This window comes from Bacillus sp. FSL P4-0290 (genome assembly GCF_037975435.1).
GTDB lineage: Bacteria > Bacillota > Bacilli > Bacillales > Bacillaceae > Bacillus > Bacillus subtilis.
In genome coordinates, this window is sequence record NZ_CP150253.1 from 4144846 (window position 1) to 4169869 (window position 25024).

Consider the following 25024-nt stretch of genomic DNA (forward strand, 5'->3'; position numbering starts at 1 on the left):
GGATGAATCCAAGCCTCTTTTCTATTAAGCTTCTTCTTTTACATGTACCTTTAACACAGCCTGCACTTCAGGATGCAGCTTCACAGGCACGTTTGTATATCCTAATGCACGAATGCCGTCCGGCAGTTCAAGCTTCCGCTTATCTACTTTAATGTTATGGTCTTTTTGGAGCTGTTCAGTGATTTGCTTGCTTGTCACTGAGCCAAATAAACGGCCGCCCTCACCTGATTTTGCGCTAAGCTCAACAGTCAGTTTTTCTAATGTCTCTTTCAAGCTCTTAGCCTGCTCAAGCTCAGCAATGGCTTCTTTTTTCTCTTTCTGCTTTTGTCCGTTTAGCGCGCTGATGTTTGACGCGTTCGCTTCAACCGCGAGGCCTTTTTTAATTAGAAAGTTATGCGCATAACCGTCTGCTACGTTTTTGACTTCGCCTTTTTTTCCTTTTCCTTTTACATCTTGTAAGAAAATAACCTTCATCTCTGTACGCCTCCCTCAAAATACTCATCTATGGCGTGCTTCAGCCGTTCCAGCGCTTCAGAAACTGAAATGCCGGACAACTGAGTCGCCGCATTTGTTAAATGCCCTCCGCCTTCCAGGGCCTCCATGATGATCTGAACATTTACCTCGCCAAGCGACCGCGCACTGATACAAACCGTTTGTTCATCCCGTCTCGCCACCGCAAATGAAGCTTCAACCTCACTCATCGACAGCAGCGAATCGGCAGCCTGCGCAATCAGCACTTGATCGAAGTATTCCTCTTCATTTTCAGGAAGAGAAGCAATCGCAATGTTATCTTTATAGAGGACCGTATGCTGGATCAGCTTCGCCCGTTTAATATAGGAATCAACGGTTTCTTTCAGGAACTTCTGCACCAGCACCGTGTCGGCGCCTTTTGCCCTTAAATAAGAAGCCGCATCGAAAGTCCGCGAGCCCGTGCGGAGAGAAAAGCTCTTTGTATCCACTATTATACCAGCTAATAGGGCTGTTGCTTCAATCATATTGATTTTTAAACGCTTCGGCTGATATTCAAGCAGCTCTGTCACCAATTCCGCTGTGGAAGAAGCGTATGGTTCCATATAAACAAGCAGCGGATCTCTGATAAACTCCTCACCTCTTCGGTGATGGTCGATGACCACGATATGTTCAATTTTATTGACCAGCCGTTCCTCCATGACGAGTGACGGCTTATGTGTATCAACGATCACAAGCAGTGTGTCATCATTGGAAATCTCCATTGCTTCTTCAGGCGTAATAAATCTTGACCACAGTTCTTCATATTTTTTGATTTCCCCAATCAAACGCTGCACACTTGATCCGATTTGATTTGGGTCAATCACGATAAAACCATCTTTGTTATTTGCCTGAGCCACCTTTAAAATCCCGATCGCTGCGCCGATAGAATCCATGTCGGGGAATTTATGCCCCATGATAATCACATTGCTGCTTTCGGTGACGATTTCCTTTAAGGCGTGAGAAATCACGCGGGCCCGCACCCTTGTTCGTTTCTCCATTGGGTTTGTTTTACCGCCGTAAAACTTCACCTTGCCGTTTGGCAGCTTAATGGCTACCTGGTCTCCGCCGCGTCCCAGTGCTAAGTCCAAGCTGGATTGCGCCAAATCGCCAAGTTCTTTCAGGGAAGAAACTGAAGCCCCGACACCGACGCTTAACGTCAGCGCTACACCGTCAAACGAGGTTTTTTCCCGCACTTCATCAAGAATCGAAAACTTTGAATTTTCGAGTTCAGTTAAGATGTGTTCATTAAGTACAGCAATAAAGCGTTCTGAAGACGTCCTTTTCAAGAAGATCCCGTACTCCTGCGCCCAAGCGTTCAGCAAAGATGTCACCTGGCTGTTCATCGTGCTTCTCGTCTGGTCATCCAATCCTTGTGTCACATCATCATAGTTATCAAGGAAAATATATGCCAGGACGGTTCTTTCGTTTTCATATAGCTTTTCAATCTGGATTTGTTCTGTTACATCAAAGAAATATAAGAGACGTTCATCCCGTTTGATGACAACCCTAAACTTGCGGTCATTCAATGTAACCGTTTCCGATTCCACCTCTTGTTTGATAAGCGGCACTACCGATTCACAAGTATCGTAAAGTGATCTCCCCACTAAAGTGCTTTCATTAAAGCAAGAGGAAAGAAACGGATTTGCCCATTCTATATAATATTGGTCATTAAAAAGCATGATTCCAATCGGCATTTCCATCAATGCCTCTTCACCGACTTTTTTCAACCTGTAGGACAACGTAGAAATATAAGCATCAATCTCTTGTCGAATAAGAGAATCAGCACGCTTAATAAAAAACAAAATAACTGCCAGCAGCAGCACTTCGACGGTTCCTAATATCCAGTTAAAATAAAAGCTGATGAGGATTGTAATAATTGACAGAGCAATCAATGCATAGATGGGATACCGAAACAGCGGTTTTTCATAAAAGCTTGGCATTTCTATCACTCCCCACCATGTGAGTAAAACTCATGTTCACTTCACCTTATTCCTTATATGAAAGCCCATATCTAAAACGCCTAAAATGCGAATGGCTGCCATGAAGACCGGATGCACAAACCCAAGTATGACAGCAATCACAGCCGCAGCCTTTGGATATTGTTTCTTATGGCAATAGAAAAAGATAAATGATAAACCTTGGATGAAAATCAGAAACCCGAGTATAAACTCCCCATTTAAAGCGATAGAGTACAGCATTTGGCCTTTTTCTAAAGGCAAAAATGAAAGCATGACAATAATCAAATACAGTACTACAACACTTTGCGGAAACTTCAACTCTCTAAAAGGCTTTAGATTAGGAATATCGGGGGAGAATCGCCTTAAGAGCGGCTTAGCGATAAGGTAACTGAGGAAAGAAAAAATAACTCCTACCATCACAATAGCTGTTGGAAAAAGATATTGAACGATACCCAATTGTTCTTCCATCAGTTTTAATTGCTTCTCAAACTGTCCAGCATTGCCCGACTGCTTCGCTACAGTTTCTACCATATCAAGAGATTGCCGGTATTGTGTCATCGCCTCATCAATGATATTGATACCCAAAAACTGAATGCTTATCACAAAATAGAAGACAATACTAAGCATATAAATAAGAGCGCCCGAAATAATGGCGTGCCCGGGCTCTTTCCTTTTGAAAAAATGTCCCATGGCAATGCCGGCGCAAGCTGACATAAAAGCTACAATAAGCCCGTTAAAGGACCCGACAATAAAAACAACCGGAAGACTGACAGCGCCCATCCATATCCCTAGCTTCAATCCATGTCTGATCGTATACAAGATCATTGGCAGCGGCAGTGCAAATAACAGAATTGTTCCAATCACAGGAACATAAACGACCAGAAGCGTGATGATCGCAAACAGACTGATTAAAATAGCACCTTCCATTAAAGCTCTCGTTTGTTTCACTTAGTCACCTCGTATCATCCTGAACATACGAATAGAAAAGAGCAGCATAAACGACTGCTCTTTTTCATCGCTGCAACATACGTTACACCGAATGTTTTTATATCATCTCTAAATTTTACTTTTATATTTTAACATAAGTCCAAATCGCAAGTAAAATGACGCTAATGTTTCATGTGAAACATGAAAAATGAAAAGACATTCTTTGAAAAGAATGCCCATCACAATTAATGTTTATCATCCATAAAGCCAGAAGATTCCTTGTTTTTCTTTTTCGTTTTTCTGACATACATAAAAATTAAGATCACCAGTAAAAGGGTTGTTGCTTGCAGAACGCCGCTGCTAAACAAGAAAAAGTTCTTTATCATGTCCCACATTGTGTTTCACCTCTTTGTGCATGTTCTCAACACGTATCCTATATAAGGTGAATTTCCCTTTTTAAAAACTTCAAAACATCATGAACAACATTGAGCGTTGGGCATATGCTGATATGGAATCTGATCGATAAAGGAGAATTTTCACATGGATGAACGCAGAACATTGGCTTGGCATGAAACATTAGAAATGCACGAGCTGGTTGCTTTTCAATCAAACGGACTCATTAAACTGAAGAAAATGATAAGAGAAGTAAAAGACCCTCAGCTCAGACAGCTTTATAACGTGTCTATTCAGAGCGTTGAGCAAAATTTGAGAGAGCTTCTTCCGTTCTTTCCACAGGCTCCGCACAGAGAAGATGAGGAAGAAGAACGCGCAGATAACCCATTTTACAGCGGTGACCTGCTCGGTTTTGCTAAAACATCTGTCCGCAGCTATGCCATCGCAATTACAGAAACAGCAACACCTCAATTAAGAAACGTACTGGTCAAACAGCTGAATGCTGCCATCCAGCTGCACGCCCAAGTTTATCGATACATGTATCAGCATGGATATTATCCGTCTTACAACCTTTCTGAACTGTTGAAAAACGATGTCAGAAACGCCAACAGAGCCATTTCAATGAAATAAAACAAGCAGCAAAGGAGTTTTCCCTTTGCTGCTATTTCTGCTGATCCTTCAGTAAGCCGTTCGAACGATAAGATTCCAGCACGTCTCTGTTGGATTCTCCCCATTCTTTCATTTGCAAAACAATCGGTTCAAGCGTTCGCCCGAATTCCGTCAGAGAGTACTCAACCTTGGGCGGCACCTGTTGATAAACCTCACGATGCACGATGCCGTCCGCTTCCAGCTCCCTCAGCTGAAGAGTAAGCATTCTTTGAGTAATACTCGGGCAGATTCGCCGAAACTCATTAAATCGTTTCTTGCCATCTATCATGTGATAAAAAAGAATTCCTTTCCACTTTCCGCCAATGACATCTAGAGTAAATTCAACTGGACAGCCTTCTTTGTTCGGGTATATATTCTTTTTTCCACTCATTCTTGACCCTCCAATAGTACCTTTTTTGATACTACATTACATTTTGCAACTAAGCTACCCAGTATTTTACACACCTTTTCTCCTTAGCTCAAAGAAAATGCTTCTTATTCACATCAATTTTTAAGGGTTTGCATGATTACACCTGCAGCAAGACGTGTTAAACTATATAAAGATTACACTACTTAAAAAAAGGATAGGAGCTATCATGGAAAAGATACTTATTTTCGGACACCAAAACCCAGACACAGATACGATTTGTTCTGCGATTGCTTATGCTGATTTGAAAAACAAACTCGGCTTCAATGCTGAGCCTGTCCGTCTCGGACAAGTCAACGGCGAAACACAATACGCGCTTGACTATTTCAAACAAGAAAGCCCGCGCTTTGTTGAAACAGCTGCAAACGAAGTAAACGCCGTTATCCTGGTTGACCATAACGAACGCCAGCAAAGCATCAAAGACATTGAAGAGGTTCAGGTTTTAGAGGTTATCGACCATCACCGCATCGCTAACTTTGAAACAGCTGAGCCGCTTTACTATCGTGCTGAGCCTGTAGGCTGTACGGCTACCATCTTAAACAAAATGTACAAAGAGAATAACGTGAAAATCGAGAAAGAAATTGCCGGCCTTATGCTGTCTGCGATCATTTCTGATTCCCTGTTATTTAAATCTCCAACTTGCACGGACCAAGACGTAGCAGCAGCAAAAGAGCTTGCGGAGATCGCTGGCGTAAATGCTGAAGAATACGGCTTGAACATGCTGAAAGCAGGCGCTGATCTAAGCAAAAAAACAGTGGAAGAGCTCATTTCTCTTGATGCGAAAGAATTTACGCTCGGCAGCAAGAAAGTCGAAATCGCACAAGTAAACACAGTGGACATTGAAGATGTAAAAAAACGCCAAGCTGAATTAGAAGCTGTGATCTCAAAAGTTGTGGCTGAGAAGAATCTTGATCTGTTCCTTCTCGTTATCACTGATATCTTAGAAAATGATTCACTTGCTCTTGCAATCGGTAACGAAGCAGCGAAAGTGGAAAAAGCGTTCAACGTTACATTAGAAAACAACACAGCCCTCTTAAAAGGCGTTGTTTCCCGTAAAAAACAAGTCGTTCCTGTCTTAACAGACGCAATGGCTGAATAAGCAAAAAGCATCCCGCATCGGGATGCTTTTTCTTATTCACCCATCTTCTCAATTTGTCCCATCATATCAGTAATTTGCTTTGCGTTTTGGACCAGGTCTGACTGCTCCAATTCTTTAAGCGATACCTTGCCTTCCTCGGCTTGTTTCAACACCTCTTCAGCGCTTTTCTGCAAGGTTTCGTTATGCTCCTGAATGGTTCGATGAATCTCCGCTGCGGCATCAGGCGGCGTTAATTCATTAAAATCAGCGGCATCCTTCTGAATCGATTCAAGCTGCGCTTCAAGTTTTTCTTTCGCCTCGGTGTCATTTACAGCTTTCTCAGCCAATTCAGGCGCTTCCTCTGCAAATGTCTTCACCTTCTCCACATACCCCGCTGCTTCACTCGTATAGTTCAATCCGTCGTTCACCTGATCAAGCATGCCGCATCCGCCTGCACTCAAAAGTCCCACTCCGGCAAGTATTGTCAAAATGATCTTCATCTTCAGCCTCCTCATCGTTTCTTTTTCATTTTTTCTTTTAAGATCGGAATCAATTTCTCTTTCGCTAACGGCAGCCCTTTCCTCACCAATTCACGCTTCAGCCACTTTTTCAGCTTAGACATTCTGATGCTCCTCTCCCTTTTTGGTAAAAATGAAAAAACTCCACCAATTTGGTGAAGTTCCTGAAACAAAAAGACCTTCACCAAATCAGATTTGGCAAAGGTCTCGCTAACAAATGAGATTGCCAGCAAAGCCGAGGACAACTTGTCCCGTAATGACGACTTTACTGTGAAAGCTACTCCCCTTTGGAGTGTTCATTTTTATTACTTTCATTCTAAAGCACCGATCTGTTCCAGTCAAATTCCTGCCGTTTATATAAAAGCGCGCTGTGGTATTTAAAATTTGAATGGTTTTTCTATCAGGAGATCATGCTATGACAGAGGAGGTTTTCATCATGAGTCAAGAGCGCGTGAAACGGCCTGGGCATACCAGATGGTACATATCTTCGTTACTTAGCGGCATTATTATTCTTAATTATTTTGACCGAGTGGCCATCTCGGTAGCGGCCCCTGCGATACAAGATTCGTTTCACCTTACTGCAACTGAACTCGGCATCGTGTTTTCCATTTACACCTATTCCTATACACTGATGCAGCTGCCTGTCGGAAGTTTGCTGGACCGTTTTGGGGTCGCATGGGTCACGAGGGTTGGAATGACAATATGGAGCTTTTTAACGATCCTTCTTGCTTTTTTGCAAGGAAAATTGCTGTTGTATCTGTTCCGGTTTCTCATTGGGCTGACGAGCGCCTCTGCGTTCCCTGCTGCCTCTAAAGCAACCGCTCTCTGGTTTCCTCCAAGTGAGCGGGGATTGGCAAACTCACTGTTCGATTCGGCCGCCAAGTTTTCAAATGTAATCGGCGCGCCATTGGTCGCTTTTCTTGTCACAACATTTGACTGGCGTGTCGCTTTTTTGACGATTGGATGCATCAATGTGCTGTTTACGATCTTTTTCTGGCAGTATTATGAACAGCCTGAACGGCACAAACGCATTTCTAAAAGTGAACTAAACTATATTCAAAAACACAATGCCATTACAACAGAGCAAATCCCTTACAAAACGGGCCCGCTTTTAAAAAAGCTTTTCACCAATCGGAAAGTATGGGGCTTAATGATCGGATTTACAGGGTACGGGTATACATTCAACCTGCTGCTCACCTGGCTTCCGACTTTCTTTAAACATACATACGGTATGGATCTCATGTCGTCCGGTTTATTTACGGCAGTGCCGTGGCTGATCTCAACCATTTCCGGAATTGCCGTCGGCGGCTGGCTCGTCGATTATTTTATTAAGAAAGGCTATCCTAACACCAAGGTGTACCGAACCGTAATCATAGTCGGAATGAGCTTTGGCTTTTTCTTTTTAGGCTCCATTCTGACGAACAATATTACCGTAGCGATTATTTGCATTTCCATCGGACTCGCCGGAATTTCCGCAACCGCTCCGGTCGGCTGGTCCATCTCCGCAGAACTCGCGCCGATCGGTTCCGTATCCATGCTGAGCTCCATGGTGAATCTCGCAAACAACCTGTTCGGAGGCATTATTGCTGCGTCACTGACAGGGTATTTGTTTGATGTGACAGGCTCCTTTACCCTCAGCTTTCTGGTAGCTGGTTTTGTGCTGTTGCTGGGATTGGTTTTTTATGTGTTTGTATTAGGGGATGTAAAACGAATTAAACTGGAATGAAGAGTGCTTGCTGAAAAGCACTCTTTTCTTTGAATCCGCCAGGTGTTATTTTCTTTCTCCCACATTCACTAGGCTGTCTTCGGACGAAAACACCACCATTTTATCCTTGACTCCAACCAAAGGTAAGGCCTCATAGTGAAAGAAGAAAGGAGGAGTCGGATGGTGAAATTAACAGTAAAAGAACTATCCAATATTGCGAATGTCACAATCAAAACGCTTTATCATTACCACAAAATCGGCTTGCTAGCCCCAAAAGAAATAAGCGAAGCCGGATATCGGTACTATGGTGCTGACGAACTAAAAAGACTGCAGGAAATCCTTTTTTACAAAGAATTAGATATTCCTTTGTCAGAAATCAAAAGATTATTAAATGAGGATGCTGAAAGAACAAGTACATTAGAAAAACAAAAAAAGCTGTTTGAAAAGAAAATTGAAAAGTATCAGCGTCTCATTCAAACAGTCAACACATCTTTAGAATACACGAGAAAAGGCGAAAACATGGATCATAAGGTAATGTTTAAAGGATTTGAAAGCGCTGAAGAATGGAAACAATCTTTAGCAGAACAAAATGGGTATTTAAAAGAGCGTTACGATTTTGAATTGGATACACATACAATCAATGTCGATGAAATGAACAAAATGGCAATAGAGGCTAAACATTTTCTTGATAGGATGGCTGATTTTTTAAGAAATGGTGTAACGTATCATGACCCTTCCGTGCAAGAGCATGTCATGAATCATCTTAAGTTCCTAAATCAGAAAGGGCATCCGACAAGTAAAGAAGATTACGTAAAACAAACACGTTTTTTTATGCAAGATGATTTCCATAGAGGAATGTTAGAAGAGCAGCAAACCGGTTTATCTTATTATTTGGTTGTCGTTGCAGAACACCTGTAGTGTTTTGTCACCCTTTATAGGGTGACAGCCATCAGGATTACGAGACAGCACCGCCAACAATCGAAACATTCTGCCGGTCAACGGCAAAACGCCGTCCGTTCCATTTCAATACGGTTTGAACATATCCCAATGAGTCGGCGTTATACCTTCCCGCTATCCGCTGGTACGCCAATAATTCGTATACGCCGTCTCTGTCAAAATCAACCGGATACAAGCCCGATAAAGGATTCACCCATCCTTCTATCGGCATTTTTAACACACCTTGGCTGTTATAAATCTCATTCAAATATTCCCTGCCCTTGTAAGTAAGGTCGAGGATATACGTTTCGTTTTGCTGATGACTGATGACGCTCGCTTTATATTGATTTTGATACCTCACACTGTACTTTAATTCATCATTCAATACATCTGAATTGAAAATTCGCCGGAACTGCCTGTTTAGATAGGCAAACACATATGCATAAATAGCACCGCCACTTCCCCCTGTATCCATTACCACTGCCACATCCTCAATCTTGTCGCCCGTCATATCCCCCAGAAAAAGTGACGGATTGTATCCCATATTGTTTTGAAGCTGAATCTGCTGCTCCTGATGGGTTCTGCCATCACGGATCACCAATGTGATATCTCTCCATAACGGGCTGCCGGGCATTTGATTTCCAGTTAGAAAGACCTCGTCAATAACGCCGTCTCCCGTTACATCGCCGCGGGTAGATGCAATGATTGCACGTGAGGAGACAGGCTGCCGAAATACGTATGGATGTTGAACAAGTCCTCTGCCTTCATAAAACCAATAAGGAGCCATTCTGATGTCATACACATTCAATTGTGTCACCTTCCCTAATCAGCTGAATGAATCATTATATGCAGGAATGGCACATCAAAGACATATCTTACACACCAATTAAATCCGTACCATATGAATTATCAATTACACAAAGCCACTCGCCTTGCGCATTCTTTTTAAATACATAGGTCGCCCTTCTTTCCATCGCATACTCGGAGCCCTTTATATCCGAATCAAGCAGTGTCTGAGAAAGAACGAGTACCCTGTCACCTGCTTCCAACAGGATCATTTCCCCTTGTGTCGGGACAATATGATGATTGAAATAGTTCGCAATCGTAATAAACGCTTTTTTGATTTCTTCTTTGCCTCGCGCGATCATGCCCGGCTTCACAACTAAAATGGCATCTTCCGAATAATAATTCATCAGTGTATCAAAATCTTCATTTTGGATTGCCAAATCACACGCAGAGATGATGTCTTTCAATTGCTGTTCCAAATGAATTCCCCCAATCATCATGATTGGATATATTATACATCGTTAGTTCACTGAAACCGTGAAAACAAAATGAAAAGTATCCTATTTTCCTATATAATCAAATAGATATATTTAACAAAGTACCCAAGTGAAGGGGTGGACATTATTGTCTGCGGAAGTAACGTTACATGACAATATACATCATGATTTAAGTGCGGATTGCCAGCACTGTTTTGGCCTGTGCTGTGTCGCCTTGCCTTATGCGAAGTCGGCAGATTTTGCTTTTGATAAAGACGGGGGCACACCTTGCCGCAACTTACAATCAAACTATCAATGTTCTATACATAAAGATCTCAGAGAAAAAGGATTTCGAGGCTGCTCTGCATATGAATGCTTTGGCGCCGGCCAAAAAGTATCCCAAATCACTTATGAGGGAAAGGATTGGCGAAACAGCCCCGAAACGGCCAACCAGATGTTTGACGTTTTTCCTATCATGCAGCAGCTGCACGAAATGCTCTGGTATTTACATGAAGCTCTTTCTATAGATATAGCCAAGCCGATTCATCCTGAACTGAGAACCAGTTTCGAAAAAATAGAAAGGCTCACCAGGCAGCAAAGAACGCTTGCTGACACTGCAGGTGGACGAGCATCGAGCTGAGGTCAATGAATGGCTGTTAAAAACGAGTGAGCTGGTGCGTGCCCAAGCCCGCCATCCAAAACTCCCGAAAAAAGTCAGCCGGGGAAGTGTCCTGATCGGCGCGAAACTGAAAGGGCTTGATCTGCGAGGAGCAAATCTAAGAGGGGCGCTGCTCATAGCCGCCGATCTGAGAAATGCCGATTTGAGAATGACAGACTTTATCGGTGCAGATATGAGAGACGCTGATCTCAGCGGCGCCGACCTGACCGGGAGCATCTTTTTGACACAGGCACAGGTGAACGCCGCCAACGGCGATTCGAACACAAAGCTGCCGCTGTCTGTACGAACCCCTGCCCATTGGAAATAAAAAAGGACCCGCTAACGGTCCTTTTTTACTGATCAATTCAATCCTTTTTCGTTCCTTTTATCCGGCATTTTCACACTTCTTGCCAAGTATCCCGACAGCCATAACGCAACCAGCAGCATGAAGGTGATCATACCGACGACGCCCAGCCAGTGAAAAGCAGACCAGAATAGCCCTCCGGCTGTTCCGCAAACACTTGAACCGGCGTAATAAAAGAACAAATACAGCGATGAAGCCTGTGCTTTGTTATGAAGGGCTCTCCTGCCCACCCAGCTGCTGGCAACTGAATGTCCGCCGAAAAAACCGAATGTAAAGAGGGCAATCCCCAGAATTTTCACTGCCAGCATACTGTTTATCGTGAATAAAGCACCTGCAATGACGATGAAAATATTCATCACCAGTATTTTTGGATAGCCATATCGATCAACCATTCTTCCAATGAAAGACGAGCTGAAAATGCCTACAATCATCACAATAAATATCCAGCTGGCAAATGCTTTATTAAGCGAATACGGCGGGCCCAACAGCACATACACAATGTAATTAAACAATGCAACATTGCTTCCGAGCAGCAAAAAACCAATGAGAAACAAGCTGAATAGTTTACGGTCCCTCAAGTGGCCGATCAGAGACATTCCCAATTTCCCGAGCTTCAATTTTCTTGGCGTAAAATGCCTGGATGGCGGCAAATTCATAAAAAATATAACACTAGCAATCAAACTAATGACACCAATTGTCCCCATCGCCATATGCCAATTCAAGTACTCGCTCAGGAGCCCGGAAACGATCCTTCCGAAAACGGCGCCGATTGCATTTCCGCTGATATATAGCCCCATCGCTGATCCAAGACTTCCGGGTTCAATTTCTTCCCCAAGATAAGCCATCGCAATCGACGGAAGGCCTGCGAGCGCAACGCCTTGAATGGTTCTCAATACGAGCAGTGTATGAAAGCTCGGACTAAAGGCCGATGCCAGACAGAGAACCGATGCGGCCAGCATGGAAATACCCATAATAGGCTTGCGTCCCCACACCTCGGATAATGAACCAAAGACAAGCATGCTCACAGCTAACAGCATTGTGGTAACAGATAAAGAAAGACTCGCCGCAGTAGGCGTCACATGAAATTCCCGCGTGAATTCCTCCATGAGCGGCTGTACGCAATATAGAATCGCAAATGTATTGAAACCCGCAGCGAAGAAAGCAAACGTAATTTTTCGAAAAACCGGTGTGCCTTTTCGAATGTATGTCATCGGGACTTTATCGGTCCCTCATCATGTTGTGGAGCACTGCCATTCATAAACAATCATCCTTTATTTCTTCCGAATTCAAACATCCTTGAGTCTGTTTATATTATTATCTTAGCACCGTTGATATATGTTGTATAATGCATATAAAATATCGTTTTCATGCTTATATGTAATAAGGAGAGATGATAATTGGAATGGGAACAACTTGAATATTTTCAAACACTGGCCCGGATGCAGCACGTCACGAAAGCCGCAAAAAGCCTCTCCATCACACAGCCTGCACTTTCACGCTCTATCGCCAGGCTGGAAAATCATTTGGGCGTCCCGCTATTTGACAGGCAAGGACGATCCATCAGCTTAAATCAATACGGACACATTTTTTTACGACGGGTTCAGGCGATGATGAAGGAGTATACCGAAGGAAAAGAAGAAATCCAAGCCTTATTAAAGCCAGACCAAGGCGTAGTCTCTCTCGGTTTTTTACATACATTAGGCACCACGCTCGTGCCCGATCTCATCGGCTCCTTTCAGCAGGAATACCCCAACATTTCCTTCCAGCTGAAGCAAAACCACTCTTATTGGCTGCTTGAACGATTAAAATCCGGAGATCTGGACCTCTGTCTCCTCGCTTCGATTAAGCCTGAAAATCCGATCCAATGGATCAAGCTGTGGAGTGAAGAACTCTTTGTATTTGTGCCAAATGATCATCCATTAGCCAGTCGCGAAAGCATTACCCTGAATGAGATTGCCGGGGAGCGTTTTATTTTATTGAAAAAGGGCTATGCGCTTCGGATGACGGTCGATGAGCTGTTTGAGAAGGCCGATATACAGCCGAACATTATGTTTGAAGGAGAAGAAGCAGCTACTGCCGCAGGTTTTGTGGCAGCCGGACTGGGCATATCTATTCTCCCAGACCTGAAAGGCTTAGACCAAAGCAAAATCACCAAAATCCGCGTCAGCTGGCCGGAATGTCAGCGTGTCATAGGAATTGCCTGGATAAAAGGCAGGTTTTTATCACCGGTTGCTGAGACCTTTAAACAATATGTGATCAGCCATTTTTCTGAGTAGGGAGGATTCAAACATGAATGTCAAAAAAATCGCGTCAGAACAGGATTTACATACAGCGTTTGAAATCAGAAAGGCAGTATTTGTAGAGGAACAAGGCTGTCCCATTTCGGATGAATTCGATGAGTTCGATACACTCCACGGTGACTGCCAGCACATCCTGGCTTATCATCAGAATGTACCTGTTGGCACTGCACGTGTCCGTATCGTTGGCCACGCGGGGAAACTGGAACGAATCTGCATTCTGAAGTCTTACCGCAAATTCGGTTTGGGAAAAGTGATCGTCGATGCATTAGAACGTATTGTGAAAGAACAAGGCATTTCTGCCTTCAAACTGCACGGCCAGACACAGGCGGCAGGCTTTTATGAAAAGCTCGGCTATCAGACTGCATCAGAAGAATTTATGCTGGACGGCATTCCGCATGTACTGATGACAAAACAAGACGATTCTGCTTTATAGATTGTTCACAAATTTGTCACTTATGAGCATGAACAGTTCATTGGTATACTAATCACCGATTATGGAGAGAAGGAATGATTGTATGCCAGCAAATAAAAAAGAGGGTCTTATATTTGGCGTGATGATGTGTTTTGGAATGGTCTGCGTCATGTCGATTTACAATGCCATCATCAACGGAGCCATTCAGGATTTTTCACTGATGACCGTTTTTGAAATGGCCATCGGTTTTATGGTCGCCCTCCTGTTCGATTTACTGTTAGTAGGCCCCCTCGCCAAGAAGATTGCATTCCGCATGTCGTTCGACAAGACTAAAAAAATTTATGTCATCCTTGCCATGTCAACTTGTATGGTGATTGGCATGGTACTTTGTATGTCTGTGTTCGGTTTAGTGACAGCGGTTCTGGCAAATGGGCTGAACGGGGACAGCCTCTTCAGTGCTTACCTTATGATGGTGTTGAAAAATTTCATCCTGGCCTATCCATTGCAATTACTGATTATGGGCCCATTAGTCAGAGGGATTTTCATGAAATTTGTAAAACCAAAGCTCACAGCCGCAATTTAAATAGAAAAGGAGTGAGCCTGACACTCACTCCTTTTGCTCATGAATCGAATGTAAAACAAGCTCCGCAAAAGCCTCTGCGGCAGGCAGCTGCCATTTTTTCTTTTTGGGTGTGAGTAAATCGGATCGAGGGCTTCACCATGCTGGAGATTTTTCAGCTTATGTTTTTCACTTCCATTAATCCCTATACCTTACCACATAGTTTTTATACAATTCTTCGTTATAAAGGATTTCTTCGCCATGTGAAGAGCAAATGAGCGTTGGTTTGATTTGATCTATGATTGAGCCGCTATCGATGTTCTCATTTATATCAACACTGAATCTTCTTATAGGTGGGTGTAAATCCTCCTTACTTGTGATAAAAAGGTCGCCCGTTAATAGCGTACGATCGATTTTATGATCATACACGACATGCCCCGGCGAATGGCCAGGTGTTAAATAGTATTTCAGAGGCAGGTGAGCAAGCCTTTGCTCCGTCAGCGGCTGGACAATATGGGCTACCCCTGTGTTCTCCACTTCATTTTTGTTCGGATATGGCTCTTCCCCATTGATGTACTTTAGTTCTTTCTGGTGCGCAAAAATCGGAATATCAAATCTATCTAACCATTTTGATGCACCTCCGATATGATCACTGTGGCCATGGGTAAGCAAAATGGCTTTTGGATTGCCGATCGCTAACGCTGCTCTAATTTGAGCTTCAGCAAAACGTTCTATTCCCGTATCAACAATATAAACATCATCACCATCTTTGATAAACCAAGTATGAACCGGGATACGAAGAGGCACATCAAGCTCAAATTCACATTGATAGACATGTTCTGATAGTTGTCTCAAGTTCACGCAAACCACTCCCTTTGGAGATTTTTTGATAGTTCAAAAGAAAACAGAAGTGAACGGACTATTTTCACCCACGCTCGAGCTGACTGGATTCTTGAGGAGGAGACGCCGATTTTCGCCAGCATCAGCTCAAATTGTAAACGTTGTCCATTAATAATCCCTTTTGTTCCCCTTCTTCACATATTCCCAATCACGTTCTATATTCTTCCTCACTCTATGAAGGAGTGCAGAAATGGTTTCCTTTTCCTCTGAAGTAAAACCGGACAAGGCCACTTCCGTGGAATGTTCTCCTTCTCTTCTTAACAATGGATATACCTTTTTCCCTTTCTCAGTCGGGAACAGTTTTTTTATTTTTTTATTTTGCTCATCCGGCAGTTTTTGAATAAATCCCTGCATTTCCAGCTTCTTAATGGCCCGCGCGGCCGTTGTCCGGTCCACTTTTATCATTTCCGCCAATTTTTCTTGAATAATTCCCGGATTTTCGTATATACGTACGAGATAGAGATACTGCCCTCTTGTTAAGTCTAAATCTTTAAATTCGATGTTGCTTATGGAATCCAACGCTCTTGCTATCATGCCGATCTCACGCAAAATATCATTCATTCCTAAAACCCCTCACGTATTTTTGTTGCAATTACAACAAAAATGTTTTAACCTTACTATTATAAGACCACATGCATGCTGTACAGTCCAGACTAATATCAGAAAAGGATTGATTCATAATGAATATAAAAAGAATAACAACTGAAGCTGATTTACATGAAGCTTTGAATATTAGAAAGACGGTTTTCATTGAGGAGCAACATGTATCGGAATCCGAAGAGTTCGATGAATTTGATACGCTCCAGGAACAATGCCAGCATGTCTTGGTATATCATGAGAATCAGCCTGTCGGCACGGGCCGTGTGCGCATCGTTGGCCATACAGCAAAGCTGGAAAGAATCTGCATCCTAAAACCTTACCGTAAGTACGGATTGGGGAAAGTCATCGTAAGCGGGTTAGAAGAAATCATAAAAGAAAAAGGATTGACTGCATGTAAGCTGCATGGTCAAACACAAGCAGCAGGCTTTTATCAAAAACTGGGCTACCAGATTTCTTCACAGGCATTTATGGAAGACGGCATCCCTCATGTCTTGATGACAAAAGACATATCGCGGAATATAACATGAAATATATTTTTTACGGATTAGGCATACTCATATTAAGTTTGGGCATTTCCTTAACCATACAATCAGGACTGGGCACATCACCCTTCGATGCCCTTTTGGTTGGTCTGTCAAAAGAAATCGGTCTTACCGTAGGGAGCTGGGAGGTCCTTATTTCTGTGATCCTCTTAATCTGCAACGCTATATTAACGAGAAAAAAACCTATTTTGCTAGGCTTAATTACAGCATTCATTACTGGAATAGGCATTGACCTATGGTTGTTTGTTGTAAAAAACACCATCTATCTAAATGCGTTGTTAAGCAAACTGATTTGTTTCGGAATTGGTTTGATGCTCATCGGTCTTGGAACAGCCATCTATCTTCAGACGAAATTCGCATCAACACCCATCGATCATTTAACACTTATTATCCGAGATCTCTCCAAAAGAACAATCTTGTTTTCAAGAACATTGGTATACGCTCTTTTCTTAGTATTAGCCATCATCTTTAAAGGCCCTATCGGCATCGGAACCCTATTAACCGTCTGTTTGGGAGGAATGATCCTTCACGTTTTTATGCCTATTGTGGAAAAACAATTCTTATCAAAAAAAAGAAGGGGTTAAAAAACCTCTTCTTTGAAAAAACGAAACGCAAAACAAGCTACGTTTCGTTCAATAATTTTATGATAAATTAAAATTTATAGTACCAAAAAATCGCAATTTCATTTGCTGTTGGAAGGTTGGAATAAAGCATCGTATCAACTGCACCTATTATAAAGTGATGTTTGGCATAAAAACGACAAGCTGAAACATTAATATCTTGTGTTTCAAGCATAAGACCACAAAAGCGATTCTCCTTTGCCCACTCAATCGCTTTATGTAATAATGCTGTTCCAACGCCTTTTTGTCTATAGTCTTTTGCAACGGCAATGTCCTCTATTAGTGCATACCCATTCCAGTTAGAACGAATCTTAATCCGGCCGATGCAGTTGTTTTCAACATAATATAAAAAGACAACCTTCCCTTCATCTTCAATATAACTAACATCCATTTCATCATCTTCATATTGTTTAAAATAAGGTTCAGAAAATCGTTCCTCAGTATATGTCCAAACACCGTTTTCAAAAGCAGGTATCATTCTCCCAAAAACAACGAAAGGTTCATTTGGTTTATTGAAATCTTTCAAATTCATTTGAGCCATTTTCTTGATCATATCAATCCCCTCCTAAACGAGATTATATTAGCATACTCGTTTCGATCAAGAACAGCATCCATCACCTTTTATATATAGCGATTTTTCTATTTCACTGTCTTAATGGGGTATTTCAACAGAGGCTTGTGGTACAGTAAAAAGGAATAGATGATCCCGTGCCTACTAACAATAATAGATTCATCAATATGAAAAAGCATACTTCCTTCAACCCGCCATTGAATGGTACCCGTGGGGATTAGAAGCATTAGATATAACTCTGCCATTGGTGACATGTCCAAAAGACTACCAAAAATCCGTTGACCTTTGTTTTTTCTATGAAAGAATGAGAGTGAATAAAGGAGTGATTGAGTATGTTAACAAGAGAAGATATCTTTAAACACGTCAAAGAAAAATACGGTACATCGCCTGATTACCCGTGGGTGAAATACCCAAACTATGCTTCTTTGAGACATACATCAAACAAAAAATGGTACGGTCTTATCATGAATGTTCTCCCAGAAAAATTAGGCTTGGATGGTCATGGCGAAATAGATATTCTAAATCTAAAATGTCCCCCTGAAATAAGTGATAGCTTAAGAAACGGGGAAAATATCTTACCCGGATATCATATGGATAAGGAACATTGGATTTCAATTGTTTTAGAACGGACAGATCCAGAAGGCGAAATCTATAACTTAATCGAGCAGAGCTTTCATTTAACCAAGTGAAGATAAAGAGTGTTCCGGCTAATCAAGCTGCGAAAAGTAGTGGGCACTTTCATTTTAGGATACTGTTCTTCACTCAGTCCATAAACGCAACTTAGTCTATCTGGTGCGAGAGTGGGAGAAGAATTTCTACCAACTTCTTATGGAAAAGGATGAATAGTTATGACAAATAACTTAAAACAGAGAAGAATCATTTTAGATTTAGCAGTTACTTTAGATGGTTTTATTGAAGGGAAAAATGGAGAAGTTGATTGGTGCATTATGGACCCTGATATGGGGTTTACTGATTTCTTAAATCAAATTGATACTATTTTATATGGCAGAAAAAGCTACGATTTATGGGTACAATATATTCCAAAAAATGAAGATCCTGATACAGAAAAGGAACTTTGGAAATTGGTTCATAGTAAAAAGAAATATGTTTTTTCCAGAACACAAAATGAGATTGATAATCAAGCCATATTTATAAATGATAATATTCTTGAAGAAGTAAATAAATTGAAGAAAAAGTCTGGCAAAGACATCTGGCTATATGGTGGAGCGAGTCTCATTACAACTTTTATAAATTTGGGGCTTGTTGATGAATTTAGATTATCTATTCACCCTGTTGTTTTGGGAGAAGGAAAACCGTTGTTTATTGATGTAAAACAGAGGATAAATTTAAAAATGGTGAATACAAGAACATTTTCCTCTGGCGTTGTGCAAATCGTTTATCATTGGAATGGCTAAAAAAATCTTACTCCTCCAAAATATACATTGTAAGGTAACACTCGACAGTTATTTTTCTTATTGAACTAAAGGGGGAATCCAATGGGTTCTCCTTAATACTATTGAATTATCAACATCAAATTTTAACAGAGCTAAAAATATCCATTCTCTTGTATTAAAAGAAAAGAAGACTGGAAAGGACGCATTAACATAATTAAACATTATAGTATATTTCATTCTCCCTCTTTTAAGTAAATCGGCTAAGAGGTGATCCTATGCCCACTAACAATAAATCCAATAGATTAATCGCTGAGAAGTCTACTTATTTTACTTCAACATGCTCATAACCCTGTGGACTGGTTCCCTTGGGGAGAAGAAGCATATGAAAAAGCGAAACGCGAAAACAAGCCTGTTCTCGTATCTATTGGGTATAGCTAACGATGGCTAATCTAAAGAACATGCTATTGATGCCATGTTTATTCATTTTACAAAAAAGGATCAACCTTGGATTACTTTCACAAGATTGATCCTTTCACTCATTTAGCGATGCCTCCGCGAACGTTTATATACATTCAAGATTACTAGCCAACAAATAACAATGGTCCCTGCAAAAAGTATGAGCATATTGGTATACAAATAGGTAGAGTGATCAACGTCAATAGGCAGCAGCCTATGGTCTAAGAAGCCGATAGATAATAAACCGCCTACAATCGTAATACCCGTTCCCTCTAATAAAAAGCTCGTGAAATTAAGCAAACTCATTCCAGCGCCCGCTTCCTTTTCTTTCAAACTGCTAGACACAACTGTAGATATAACTGTTTTTGTGAAAGATAGACCCCCAAAAACAAAAATTACTATAATTGTCATGATCCATGGTGCTGCATCTATAAAAAAGGCAGCGATTAAAAAACCGGAAGAAAGCAATGCACTTCCAATAGTTAGTACATACAAGGAACCTTTCCGATCAACAAGCAATCCCCCAATGTAACCAAAGATGATGACACTCATTGTTCCAGGGAAAATAATGCCGCTTCCAATTGCTGCAGTACTTAAATGGTGAACATCTTTCATCATGTAAGGAACCATAGAGACAAATCCTGCTACTGTACCAAATATTAGTCCTCCGCAAAGGGTTCCAATCACAAAAAAGACGTTTTTCCCTAATTCAGGGTCAACAAAAGGGTCCTGAGCTTTCCTAATGTGTTTCACAAATATGAAGAAAGCAAGGATACTGATGATCAGAAAAGAAAATCTATAAGATGTTGTAAACAGCATAAAAAATACGATACCTGCAGACATCAATATAATCCCTGCCATATCAATGTGTCCTCTTATTCTCTCTTCCTTTTTCAACAATTTTATAAGAAATGGAACGGTGATAATTGTTGCAGTTGGAATAAGCAGCAAATACGACCAATGGATATAATGAGCAACCATTCCCCCAATAGCTGGCCCAACACCTTCTCCCATTGCTACCAGGGACCCGATCAGGCCAAATGCTTTCCCCCTGTTCTCTTTTGGAATATAGCGCGCAACGACAACCATCACAAGAGCTGGGAATGCGGCTGCACCAATTCCTTGAATAAATCGGGCTAGAATGAGAATAGGAAAGAAAGAGTGTCCAACAAATCCAATGATCGACCCTAAGCCATTTACCATAATCCCAAATAGAAGCAGATTTTTGATGCCCATCTGGTCTGATAGCTTTCCATATAGAGCTGTTCCAATGGAGAAGGTTAACATAAAGGCAGTATTCACCCAGTTTGCACTTGCTGGCAGTTTATTAAACTCGTTGGCAATATCAGGTAATGAGACGTTCAGAACCATTTCATTTAATACGCTGAAAAATGATAGAACACAAAGCCAAATCAAAACTTGATTGTGCCGTAAAGTTGACTGTGAATATGACGTATTCACAATTTCCCCTCCATTAATGAGGGCAGACGCAGTTTATAGGGTCATTGATACGCTTCCCTCTTTTAATTGTACCCTGTTCATTTTATTGCACTTCATAATAACTCCCCCTACATTTGATTGATATGATCTTATTATATATAGACTAAGGTTTAAACTTTTACTTTTTTTTATAAAAATTTGACCAGATTGCGAAACAAGGAAAAACGTTATTCGCATTTATCTCAAGTGGCAAAATGAAACATTAGTTTATATTTTCACATCACAATTATCGATAAGCAGTCAGTTATTGTATTTGTTTAGGATAACTGTGGTAACCTGAATATAACCAACTTAGGAAGAAGGTGATCCCATGCCAAATAAAAGTAAACCCAATAGATTAATCGCTGAAAAGTCTCCTTATTTACTCCAACACGCCCACAACCCTGTGGACTGGTTCCCGTGGGGAGAAGAAGCATTTGCAAAAGCAAAACGCGAAAACAAGCCGGTTCTGGTCAGCATCGGTTATTCGACTTGTCATTGGTGCCATTTCTCTTAGAATAACCAAAAAGGCAACCAGTTTCGGCTGCCTTTTTAATAGTTATAATTTTTTAGAAACCCAAGTTTAAAAACTTTTTCTCTTCTAATTTAAAGACTGTCGTCTTTTCTTTGGGTTGATTCCATGTTATTCTGACTTCTAACCTATGACCCTTAATATCTTCCTCGGGCATATATTCAAAGGTTGAAATGTGGTCAGGTTTTTCCCCACCGTCTTTTAAACTTTCACCATTATATTCAGATAGAGAGTAAGGACCATTCTCTTCATAAACTTTTCCATCGACCATCAATTCAATTTGTTTAATAGTGATTTTATTTTCTTTATTTTCATTACCCTGCCAGTATAAGTTTAGAAAATAATTTGGCCCAATTGATGTTTTACTTGACTTTTCAATGGAAACTTTCCATTCATTGTCTTTACTTGTCCCTTTATAAAGATCCTGTTGATCATATATCGAATACAAAACAACAAATATCCCCAATAAAACCACTATCGGAATGATTATTTTCATTATTTTTCTTTTTTTCACATACTCTACTCCTATATTTTTCTAGAAAAAAATTAAATATAAACCAAAAGAATGATATAGTAAATAATGGTTTCACTAGTGATTATACCAAATTAGCTTATGGAAAAACAGAGGTGTAGAAAGTGAAAAAAAGATTTTTTTGTTTCATTATAGTATCTTTGATACTATCTTTATTCGTCATACCAAAAGTAACTTTAGCTAAAGAAACTGAAACTTTTTCTACGGATTCTTATACATTAAAGGATGCACAAAATGAAGTCATAAAGTATCTTAAGGACAATAAAAAGAATTACAAAATTGGATCAGAACAATTTGTTAATTTCTTAGAGCCCGCAACAAAACTAGATTTCAAAAAATATAATAAAATTTAATACAAACATATTCCAGCATCTACCTAGCCGAGAATGAAGAATATCAATTCGAACAAGCTACAAAAGATAATAAAGATAAAGAAGAAAAACCTTTTGTGTTAAGTAATTCTTTGTTAAATAAAAAAATCAAAGAAATTAGAGTGAAAAATGAAGATGAAAATACTGAAGTTGATAATGAAGTAAAAGACTTACAGTCCCAACCTTCATTAGAGTTTAATGCTCTTTCAAGTTATAACAGAACAAATGCAAAAAAATATATGACAAAAAATTCGAAGAACACATCCAGCTCTTTATATGGATATCTAGGTGGTAGTGGCGGTGACTGTACAAACTACGCATCTCAAGTGGTTCACGCAGGTGGAATGCCTACTAGCTTGAAAGGTTATTATGGCAGTCATTATACCCAGACTACAACGGGTTGGTTTACAGTTAAGGAATATCGAGTCCAGGGAACATACAAAATTAATTACTCTACTTCTTGGGTCAGAGTTAAAGATTTCTATGGCTACTGGACTGGTACTAAAAAACATAAAGTTTATTCTAACTTAACTGCCTCACAAGTATCAAAGAAAGTTTCAACTGGAGATGTAGTGCAAGTCTATAATAAAAACTCCGGAAACTGGTTCCATACCGTTGTTGTTTATGATGTAAAAAAAGGAGAAACAAGATTTTCAGCTCACTCTAGTGAACAATTATATGCACATCTACCATTTGAGTTCAAAGGAAGTAAGTATAGATTTAGAGTTATTAAGTTCTAAAGAAAAATAAAAAGAAGCTGCCTAAATAGTGGCTTCTTTTTTTATATGTGCAATAACGTGTTGTTGGTAGCCAAGGATAATCAACTCGTGTGGAATAACATAAGGCATTTTAAATGGTAATACAATTGTTCAAATAATACAGTTTTACCTTTTATGTCATTCATTTTCTAAAACCTGTAATCCGTAACCACGCGGTAGCAGGTTTTTTTATTTGCTTGACTTAGAGTTAACTCTAAATTGTAAACTAACTTTAATTAAATGAGAGGGATGATGTTGTTGTATTCCATTAGTAAAGCTGCTGAGAAGACTAGTATTAGTTCGTATACATTAAGATATTACGAAAAGATTGGGTTACTTCCACCACCAAAACGAAAAAACAGTGGAAGGCGTTTTTATACGGAGACTGATATTCAGTTCATGTTATTCCTGAAAAGTTTAAAGGAAACAGGTATGTCTTTAGAGGATATTAATGAGTTTGTCAAAGACGGATGCATTTTGGAAAAAATCAATTCGGATGTTAAATCGGCACAACTCTCCCCATCTATAAATAAACGTATTGAGATTTTAACCAAGCACTTAGAGAAAATGGAAATTAAAAAAAGGGAGCTGGAAGAAGTGATTTCTACTACAAAAGGAAAACTGGATACATATTATTCAATTTTGAAAGAGGAAGTGGAAAACAAATGAAACATTTAAATATATACATAATGTTACTTGGCTTCTCTATTTTCACGGGAGCTACTTTTAATCTTGCAAAATATACAGTTGGATATTTTTCTCCATCGTCTTCTGCGGCATGGCGTTTCGGTTTAGCGGCTGCAGTGATGCTCATCATTTTGATTTTTACTGAAGGTATAAAGAAGAGTCAATTACGGAAAAACGCCGTTTCATACATTGTTCTTGGAATTATAGGAATCTTTGGATTTAATGCCTTGTTTTTTGTTGGTTTAAAATATACATCTCCCGTTAACGGAGCATTAATAATGGGGCTGAATCCTTTATTAACAGCAATTCTCGCTCGAATTATCTTAAAGGACAACATGACAAAAAAACAAGTACTCGGCATATTGTTTGCATTCATCGGTGTATTGTTAGTCATTACACAAGGTTCTATCGAAACCATTAAAACCTTATCAATTTCAGGAGGAGACTTAATAATCTTTACAGGTAACGTTTGTTGGGCACTTTATGGCGTACTTGGACGTCGGTTTGTAAAGGATGGTACACCGCTATCTACAACCACTTATACGATGGTTATTGGTGCTGTTAGTTTAATAGTAGTTTCCTTATTTACATCCAAACCTGTTTCTTTATCGAACATCCCGATTGGAGTTTGGGGGGCAATTGCTTTTATGGCTTTCTTTACAAGTGTTTTGGGTTACCTATGGTGGAATCAGGGGATTAAAGAGATTGGGGCTAGTAAAACATCTTTATTTTTCAACCTTGTTCCCGTTGTAACGATGATTATTTCATTTGCAATTGGAACACCGATAAAGGTATTTCAAGTTATTGGGGCTGTGTTAGTTATATTAGGCGTTTTAACCGCTTCGGGGGTAATACGTATTCCTAAGTACAATACTAAAGAACAGTCAGCTATATAAAGAAATAGGGAGTATTTTTGAGAAAATGTGT

28 protein-coding genes and 4 pseudogenes are annotated in these 25024 nt (G+C 40.3%); 17 read left to right on the forward strand and 15 right to left on the reverse strand.

Going from position 1 to position 25024, the window contains the following annotated elements:
* Positions 1-24: 24 nt before the first annotated feature.
* From rplI to MKY10_RS21680, 4 genes are all read right to left on the reverse strand, one after another.
* Positions 25-474: a 50S ribosomal protein L9 gene (gene rplI, locus MKY10_RS21665; RefSeq protein ID WP_003226915.1), complete on the reverse strand. Its 450-nt coding sequence runs from the start codon at positions 472-474 to the stop codon at positions 25-27.
* On the reverse strand, positions 471-2450 hold the full coding sequence (gene gdpP / locus MKY10_RS21670) for a cyclic-di-AMP phosphodiesterase GdpP (RefSeq protein WP_003242517.1): 1980 nt from the start codon (positions 2448-2450) through the stop codon (positions 471-473). Before gdpP ends, rplI begins: the two co-directional genes overlap by 4 nt.
* Positions 2451-2486: 36 nt before the next feature.
* Positions 2487-3416, reverse strand: coding sequence for a YybS family protein (locus MKY10_RS21675; RefSeq protein WP_003226911.1), 930 nt, complete (start codon positions 3414-3416; stop codon positions 2487-2489).
* 224 nt (positions 3417-3640) lie between these two features.
* A complete protein-coding gene (locus tag MKY10_RS21680) occupies positions 3641-3790 on the reverse strand; it encodes a hypothetical protein (RefSeq protein WP_003226909.1) in 150 nt (49 codons plus the stop codon).
* 145 nt (positions 3791-3935) lie between these two features.
* On the opposite strand from MKY10_RS21680, the gene cotF reads away from it, so the two are divergent.
* Positions 3936-4418, forward strand: coding sequence for a spore coat protein CotF (cotF, locus tag MKY10_RS21685; RefSeq protein WP_003226906.1), 483 nt, complete (start codon positions 3936-3938; stop codon positions 4416-4418).
* A gap of 31 nt (positions 4419-4449) precedes the next feature.
* Here cotF and hypR read toward each other — a convergent pair whose 3' ends face one another.
* Entirely contained in the window at positions 4450-4827 is a 378-nt protein-coding gene (hypR, locus tag MKY10_RS21690; RefSeq protein ID WP_014478546.1) for a transcriptional regulator HypR, read from the reverse strand.
* A gap of 205 nt (positions 4828-5032) precedes the next feature.
* Between hypR and MKY10_RS21695 the strand changes: the two genes are divergently transcribed.
* Positions 5033-5962, forward strand: a complete 930-nt coding sequence (locus MKY10_RS21695; RefSeq protein WP_061890970.1) for a manganese-dependent inorganic pyrophosphatase — start codon at positions 5033-5035, stop codon at positions 5960-5962.
* A gap of 32 nt (positions 5963-5994) precedes the next feature.
* Here MKY10_RS21695 and MKY10_RS21700 read toward each other — a convergent pair whose 3' ends face one another.
* Positions 5995-6441, reverse strand: coding sequence for a DUF6376 family protein (locus MKY10_RS21700; protein ID WP_015250801.1), 447 nt, complete (start codon positions 6439-6441; stop codon positions 5995-5997).
* A 433-nt stretch (positions 6442-6874) separates the two neighbouring features.
* Here MKY10_RS21700 and MKY10_RS21705 point away from each other — a divergent pair, with 433 nt between their 5' ends.
* Both MKY10_RS21705 and MKY10_RS21710 read left to right on the forward strand, forming a co-directional pair.
* Positions 6875-8185, forward strand: a complete 1311-nt coding sequence (locus MKY10_RS21705) for an MFS transporter (protein ID WP_014478548.1) — start codon at positions 6875-6877, stop codon at positions 8183-8185.
* A 159-nt stretch (positions 8186-8344) separates the two neighbouring features.
* On the forward strand, positions 8345-9082 hold the full coding sequence (locus MKY10_RS21710) for a MerR family transcriptional regulator (RefSeq protein WP_029318538.1): 738 nt from the start codon (positions 8345-8347) through the stop codon (positions 9080-9082).
* 37 nt (positions 9083-9119) lie between these two features.
* Here the strand turns inward: MKY10_RS21710 and MKY10_RS21715 are convergent, their stop codons facing one another.
* Entirely contained in the window at positions 9120-9908 is a 789-nt protein-coding gene (locus tag MKY10_RS21715; protein ID WP_015250798.1) for a hypothetical protein, read from the reverse strand.
* 67 nt (positions 9909-9975) lie between these two features.
* Complete coding sequence (locus MKY10_RS21720; RefSeq protein ID WP_015250797.1) at positions 9976-10365, reverse strand: nuclear transport factor 2 family protein; 390 nt, start codon at positions 10363-10365, stop codon at positions 9976-9978.
* Positions 10366-10510: 145 nt separating this feature from the next.
* Here MKY10_RS21720 and MKY10_RS21725 point away from each other — a divergent pair.
* Positions 10511-11348: pseudogene (locus MKY10_RS21725) on the forward strand (pentapeptide repeat-containing protein).
* Between the two features lie 32 nt (positions 11349-11380).
* On the opposite strand, the gene MKY10_RS21730 reads toward MKY10_RS21725, so the two are convergent.
* On the reverse strand, positions 11381-12595 hold the full coding sequence (locus tag MKY10_RS21730) for an MFS transporter (RefSeq protein ID WP_339226019.1): 1215 nt from the start codon (positions 12593-12595) through the stop codon (positions 11381-11383).
* Between the two features lie 186 nt (positions 12596-12781).
* Here MKY10_RS21730 and MKY10_RS21735 point away from each other — a divergent pair, with 186 nt between their 5' ends.
* From MKY10_RS21735 to MKY10_RS21745, 3 genes are all read left to right on the forward strand, one after another.
* Positions 12782-13660 (forward strand): LysR family transcriptional regulator, encoded by an 879-nt coding sequence (locus MKY10_RS21735; protein ID WP_044052403.1) that lies wholly within the window; start codon positions 12782-12784, stop codon positions 13658-13660.
* A gap of 13 nt (positions 13661-13673) precedes the next feature.
* Positions 13674-14117 (forward strand): GNAT family N-acetyltransferase, encoded by a 444-nt coding sequence (locus MKY10_RS21740; RefSeq protein ID WP_029318533.1) that lies wholly within the window; start codon positions 13674-13676, stop codon positions 14115-14117.
* A gap of 82 nt (positions 14118-14199) precedes the next feature.
* Positions 14200-14679 (forward strand): hypothetical protein, encoded by a 480-nt coding sequence (locus tag MKY10_RS21745; protein WP_029318532.1) that lies wholly within the window; start codon positions 14200-14202, stop codon positions 14677-14679.
* 24 nt (positions 14680-14703) lie between these two features.
* Here MKY10_RS21745 and MKY10_RS21750 read toward each other — a convergent pair.
* The 3 genes and pseudogenes from MKY10_RS21750 to MKY10_RS21760 all read right to left on the reverse strand — a co-directional run.
* Positions 14704-14837 (reverse strand): annotated as a pseudogene (locus MKY10_RS21750) (LysR family transcriptional regulator); the annotation flags it as partial.
* Positions 14838-14853: 16 nt separating this feature from the next.
* On the reverse strand, positions 14854-15516 hold the full coding sequence (locus MKY10_RS21755; RefSeq protein WP_029318531.1) for an MBL fold metallo-hydrolase: 663 nt from the start codon (positions 15514-15516) through the stop codon (positions 14854-14856).
* A gap of 147 nt (positions 15517-15663) precedes the next feature.
* The gene (locus MKY10_RS21760; protein ID WP_003226875.1) at positions 15664-16116 is read right to left on the reverse strand and encodes a MarR family transcriptional regulator; all 453 of its coding nucleotides are present in this window, start codon (positions 16114-16116) and stop codon (positions 15664-15666) included.
* 119 nt (positions 16117-16235) lie between these two features.
* On the opposite strand from MKY10_RS21760, the gene MKY10_RS21765 reads away from it, so the two are divergent.
* Together MKY10_RS21765 and MKY10_RS21770 are read left to right on the forward strand one after the other, a co-directional pair.
* A complete protein-coding gene (locus MKY10_RS21765) occupies positions 16236-16682 on the forward strand; it encodes a GNAT family N-acetyltransferase (RefSeq protein ID WP_014481495.1) in 447 nt (148 codons plus the stop codon).
* Complete coding sequence (locus tag MKY10_RS21770) at positions 16679-17281, forward strand: YitT family protein (protein ID WP_003226872.1); 603 nt, start codon at positions 16679-16681, stop codon at positions 17279-17281. The genes MKY10_RS21765 and MKY10_RS21770 overlap by 4 nt, the downstream gene beginning before the upstream one ends.
* Positions 17282-17348: 67 nt before the next feature.
* On the opposite strand, the gene satA is transcribed toward MKY10_RS21770, so the two are convergent.
* The gene (satA, locus tag MKY10_RS21775; RefSeq protein ID WP_003226870.1) at positions 17349-17870 is read right to left on the reverse strand and encodes a streptothricin N-acetyltransferase SatA; all 522 of its coding nucleotides are present in this window, start codon (positions 17868-17870) and stop codon (positions 17349-17351) included.
* Between the two features lie 350 nt (positions 17871-18220).
* On the opposite strand from satA, the gene MKY10_RS21780 reads away from it, so the two are divergent.
* The 3 genes and pseudogenes from MKY10_RS21780 (at position 18221) to MKY10_RS21790 (ending at position 19720) form a co-directional block, all read left to right on the forward strand.
* Positions 18221-18577, forward strand: coding sequence for an MmcQ/YjbR family DNA-binding protein (locus MKY10_RS21780; protein WP_003226867.1), 357 nt, complete (start codon positions 18221-18223; stop codon positions 18575-18577).
* A 159-nt stretch (positions 18578-18736) separates the two neighbouring features.
* Positions 18737-19303: a dihydrofolate reductase family protein gene (locus MKY10_RS21785; protein WP_339226022.1), complete on the forward strand. Its 567-nt coding sequence runs from the start codon at positions 18737-18739 to the stop codon at positions 19301-19303.
* Positions 19304-19557: 254 nt separating this feature from the next.
* Positions 19558-19720, forward strand: a pseudogene (locus MKY10_RS21790) (DUF255 domain-containing protein).
* Positions 19721-19822: 102 nt separating this feature from the next.
* Here MKY10_RS21790 and tet(L) read toward each other — a convergent pair.
* Entirely contained in the window at positions 19823-21199 is a 1377-nt protein-coding gene (tet(L), locus tag MKY10_RS21795; protein WP_015250792.1) for a tetracycline efflux MFS transporter Tet(L), read from the reverse strand.
* A 349-nt stretch (positions 21200-21548) separates the two neighbouring features.
* On the opposite strand from tet(L), the pseudogene MKY10_RS21800 reads away from it, so the two are divergent.
* Positions 21549-21719, forward strand: a pseudogene (locus MKY10_RS21800) (DUF255 domain-containing protein); the annotation flags it as partial.
* Positions 21720-21786: 67 nt separating this feature from the next.
* Here the strand turns inward: MKY10_RS21800 and MKY10_RS21805 are convergent.
* The gene (locus MKY10_RS21805) at positions 21787-22263 is read right to left on the reverse strand and encodes a DUF4944 domain-containing protein (RefSeq protein ID WP_050496387.1); all 477 of its coding nucleotides are present in this window, start codon (positions 22261-22263) and stop codon (positions 21787-21789) included.
* A 466-nt stretch (positions 22264-22729) separates the two neighbouring features.
* Between MKY10_RS21805 and MKY10_RS21810 the strand changes: the two genes are divergently transcribed.
* The 3 genes from MKY10_RS21810 (at position 22730) to MKY10_RS21820 (ending at position 24993) form a co-directional block, all read left to right on the forward strand.
* A complete protein-coding gene (locus MKY10_RS21810) occupies positions 22730-23392 on the forward strand; it encodes an amidase domain-containing protein (protein WP_339226026.1) in 663 nt (220 codons plus the stop codon).
* Between the two features lie 270 nt (positions 23393-23662).
* Positions 23663-24079, forward strand: coding sequence for a MerR family transcriptional regulator (locus tag MKY10_RS21815; RefSeq protein ID WP_010886646.1), 417 nt, complete (start codon positions 23663-23665; stop codon positions 24077-24079).
* A complete protein-coding gene (locus tag MKY10_RS21820; protein ID WP_015250789.1) occupies positions 24076-24993 on the forward strand; it encodes an EamA family transporter in 918 nt (305 codons plus the stop codon). The genes MKY10_RS21815 and MKY10_RS21820 overlap by 4 nt, the downstream gene beginning before the upstream one ends.
* Positions 24994-25024 lie beyond the last annotated feature (31 nt).

Excerpts from the sequence above, each read along its gene's own strand:
- rplI (WP_003226915.1), bottom strand. The coding sequence starts at position 474 with ATGAAGGTTATTTTCTTACAAGATGTAAAAGGAAAAGGAAAAAAAGGC.
- gdpP (WP_003242517.1), bottom strand. The coding sequence starts at position 2,450 with ATGCCAAGCTTTTATGAAAAACCGCTGTTTCGGTATCCCATCTATGCA.
- MKY10_RS21680 (WP_003226909.1), bottom strand. The coding sequence starts at position 3,790 with ATGTGGGACATGATAAAGAACTTTTTCTTGTTTAGCAGCGGCGTTCTG.
- cotF (WP_003226906.1), top strand. The coding sequence starts at position 3,936 with ATGGATGAACGCAGAACATTGGCTTGGCATGAAACATTAGAAATGCAC.
- hypR (WP_014478546.1), bottom strand. The coding sequence starts at position 4,827 with ATGAGTGGAAAAAAGAATATATACCCGAACAAAGAAGGCTGTCCAGTT.
- MKY10_RS21695 (WP_061890970.1), top strand. The coding sequence starts at position 5,033 with ATGGAAAAGATACTTATTTTCGGACACCAAAACCCAGACACAGATACG.
- MKY10_RS21700 (WP_015250801.1), bottom strand. The coding sequence starts at position 6,441 with ATGAAGATCATTTTGACAATACTTGCCGGAGTGGGACTTTTGAGTGCA.
- MKY10_RS21705 (WP_014478548.1), top strand. The coding sequence starts at position 6,875 with ATGACAGAGGAGGTTTTCATCATGAGTCAAGAGCGCGTGAAACGGCCT.
- MKY10_RS21710 (WP_029318538.1), top strand. The coding sequence starts at position 8,345 with ATGGTGAAATTAACAGTAAAAGAACTATCCAATATTGCGAATGTCACA.
- MKY10_RS21730 (WP_339226019.1), bottom strand. The coding sequence starts at position 12,595 with ATGACATACATTCGAAAAGGCACACCGGTTTTTCGAAAAATTACGTTT.
- MKY10_RS21740 (WP_029318533.1), top strand. The coding sequence starts at position 13,674 with ATGAATGTCAAAAAAATCGCGTCAGAACAGGATTTACATACAGCGTTT.
- MKY10_RS21745 (WP_029318532.1), top strand. The coding sequence starts at position 14,200 with ATGCCAGCAAATAAAAAAGAGGGTCTTATATTTGGCGTGATGATGTGT.
- MKY10_RS21760 (WP_003226875.1), bottom strand. The coding sequence starts at position 16,116 with ATGAATGATATTTTGCGTGAGATCGGCATGATAGCAAGAGCGTTGGAT.
- MKY10_RS21765 (WP_014481495.1), top strand. The coding sequence starts at position 16,236 with ATGAATATAAAAAGAATAACAACTGAAGCTGATTTACATGAAGCTTTG.
- MKY10_RS21770 (WP_003226872.1), top strand. The coding sequence starts at position 16,679 with ATGAAATATATTTTTTACGGATTAGGCATACTCATATTAAGTTTGGGC.
- satA (WP_003226870.1), bottom strand. The coding sequence starts at position 17,870 with ATGATCAAGAAAATGGCTCAAATGAATTTGAAAGATTTCAATAAACCA.
- MKY10_RS21780 (WP_003226867.1), top strand. The coding sequence starts at position 18,221 with ATGTTAACAAGAGAAGATATCTTTAAACACGTCAAAGAAAAATACGGT.
- MKY10_RS21785 (WP_339226022.1), top strand. The coding sequence starts at position 18,737 with ATGACAAATAACTTAAAACAGAGAAGAATCATTTTAGATTTAGCAGTT.
- MKY10_RS21815 (WP_010886646.1), top strand. The coding sequence starts at position 23,663 with ATGTTGTTGTATTCCATTAGTAAAGCTGCTGAGAAGACTAGTATTAGT.
- MKY10_RS21820 (WP_015250789.1), top strand. The coding sequence starts at position 24,076 with ATGAAACATTTAAATATATACATAATGTTACTTGGCTTCTCTATTTTC.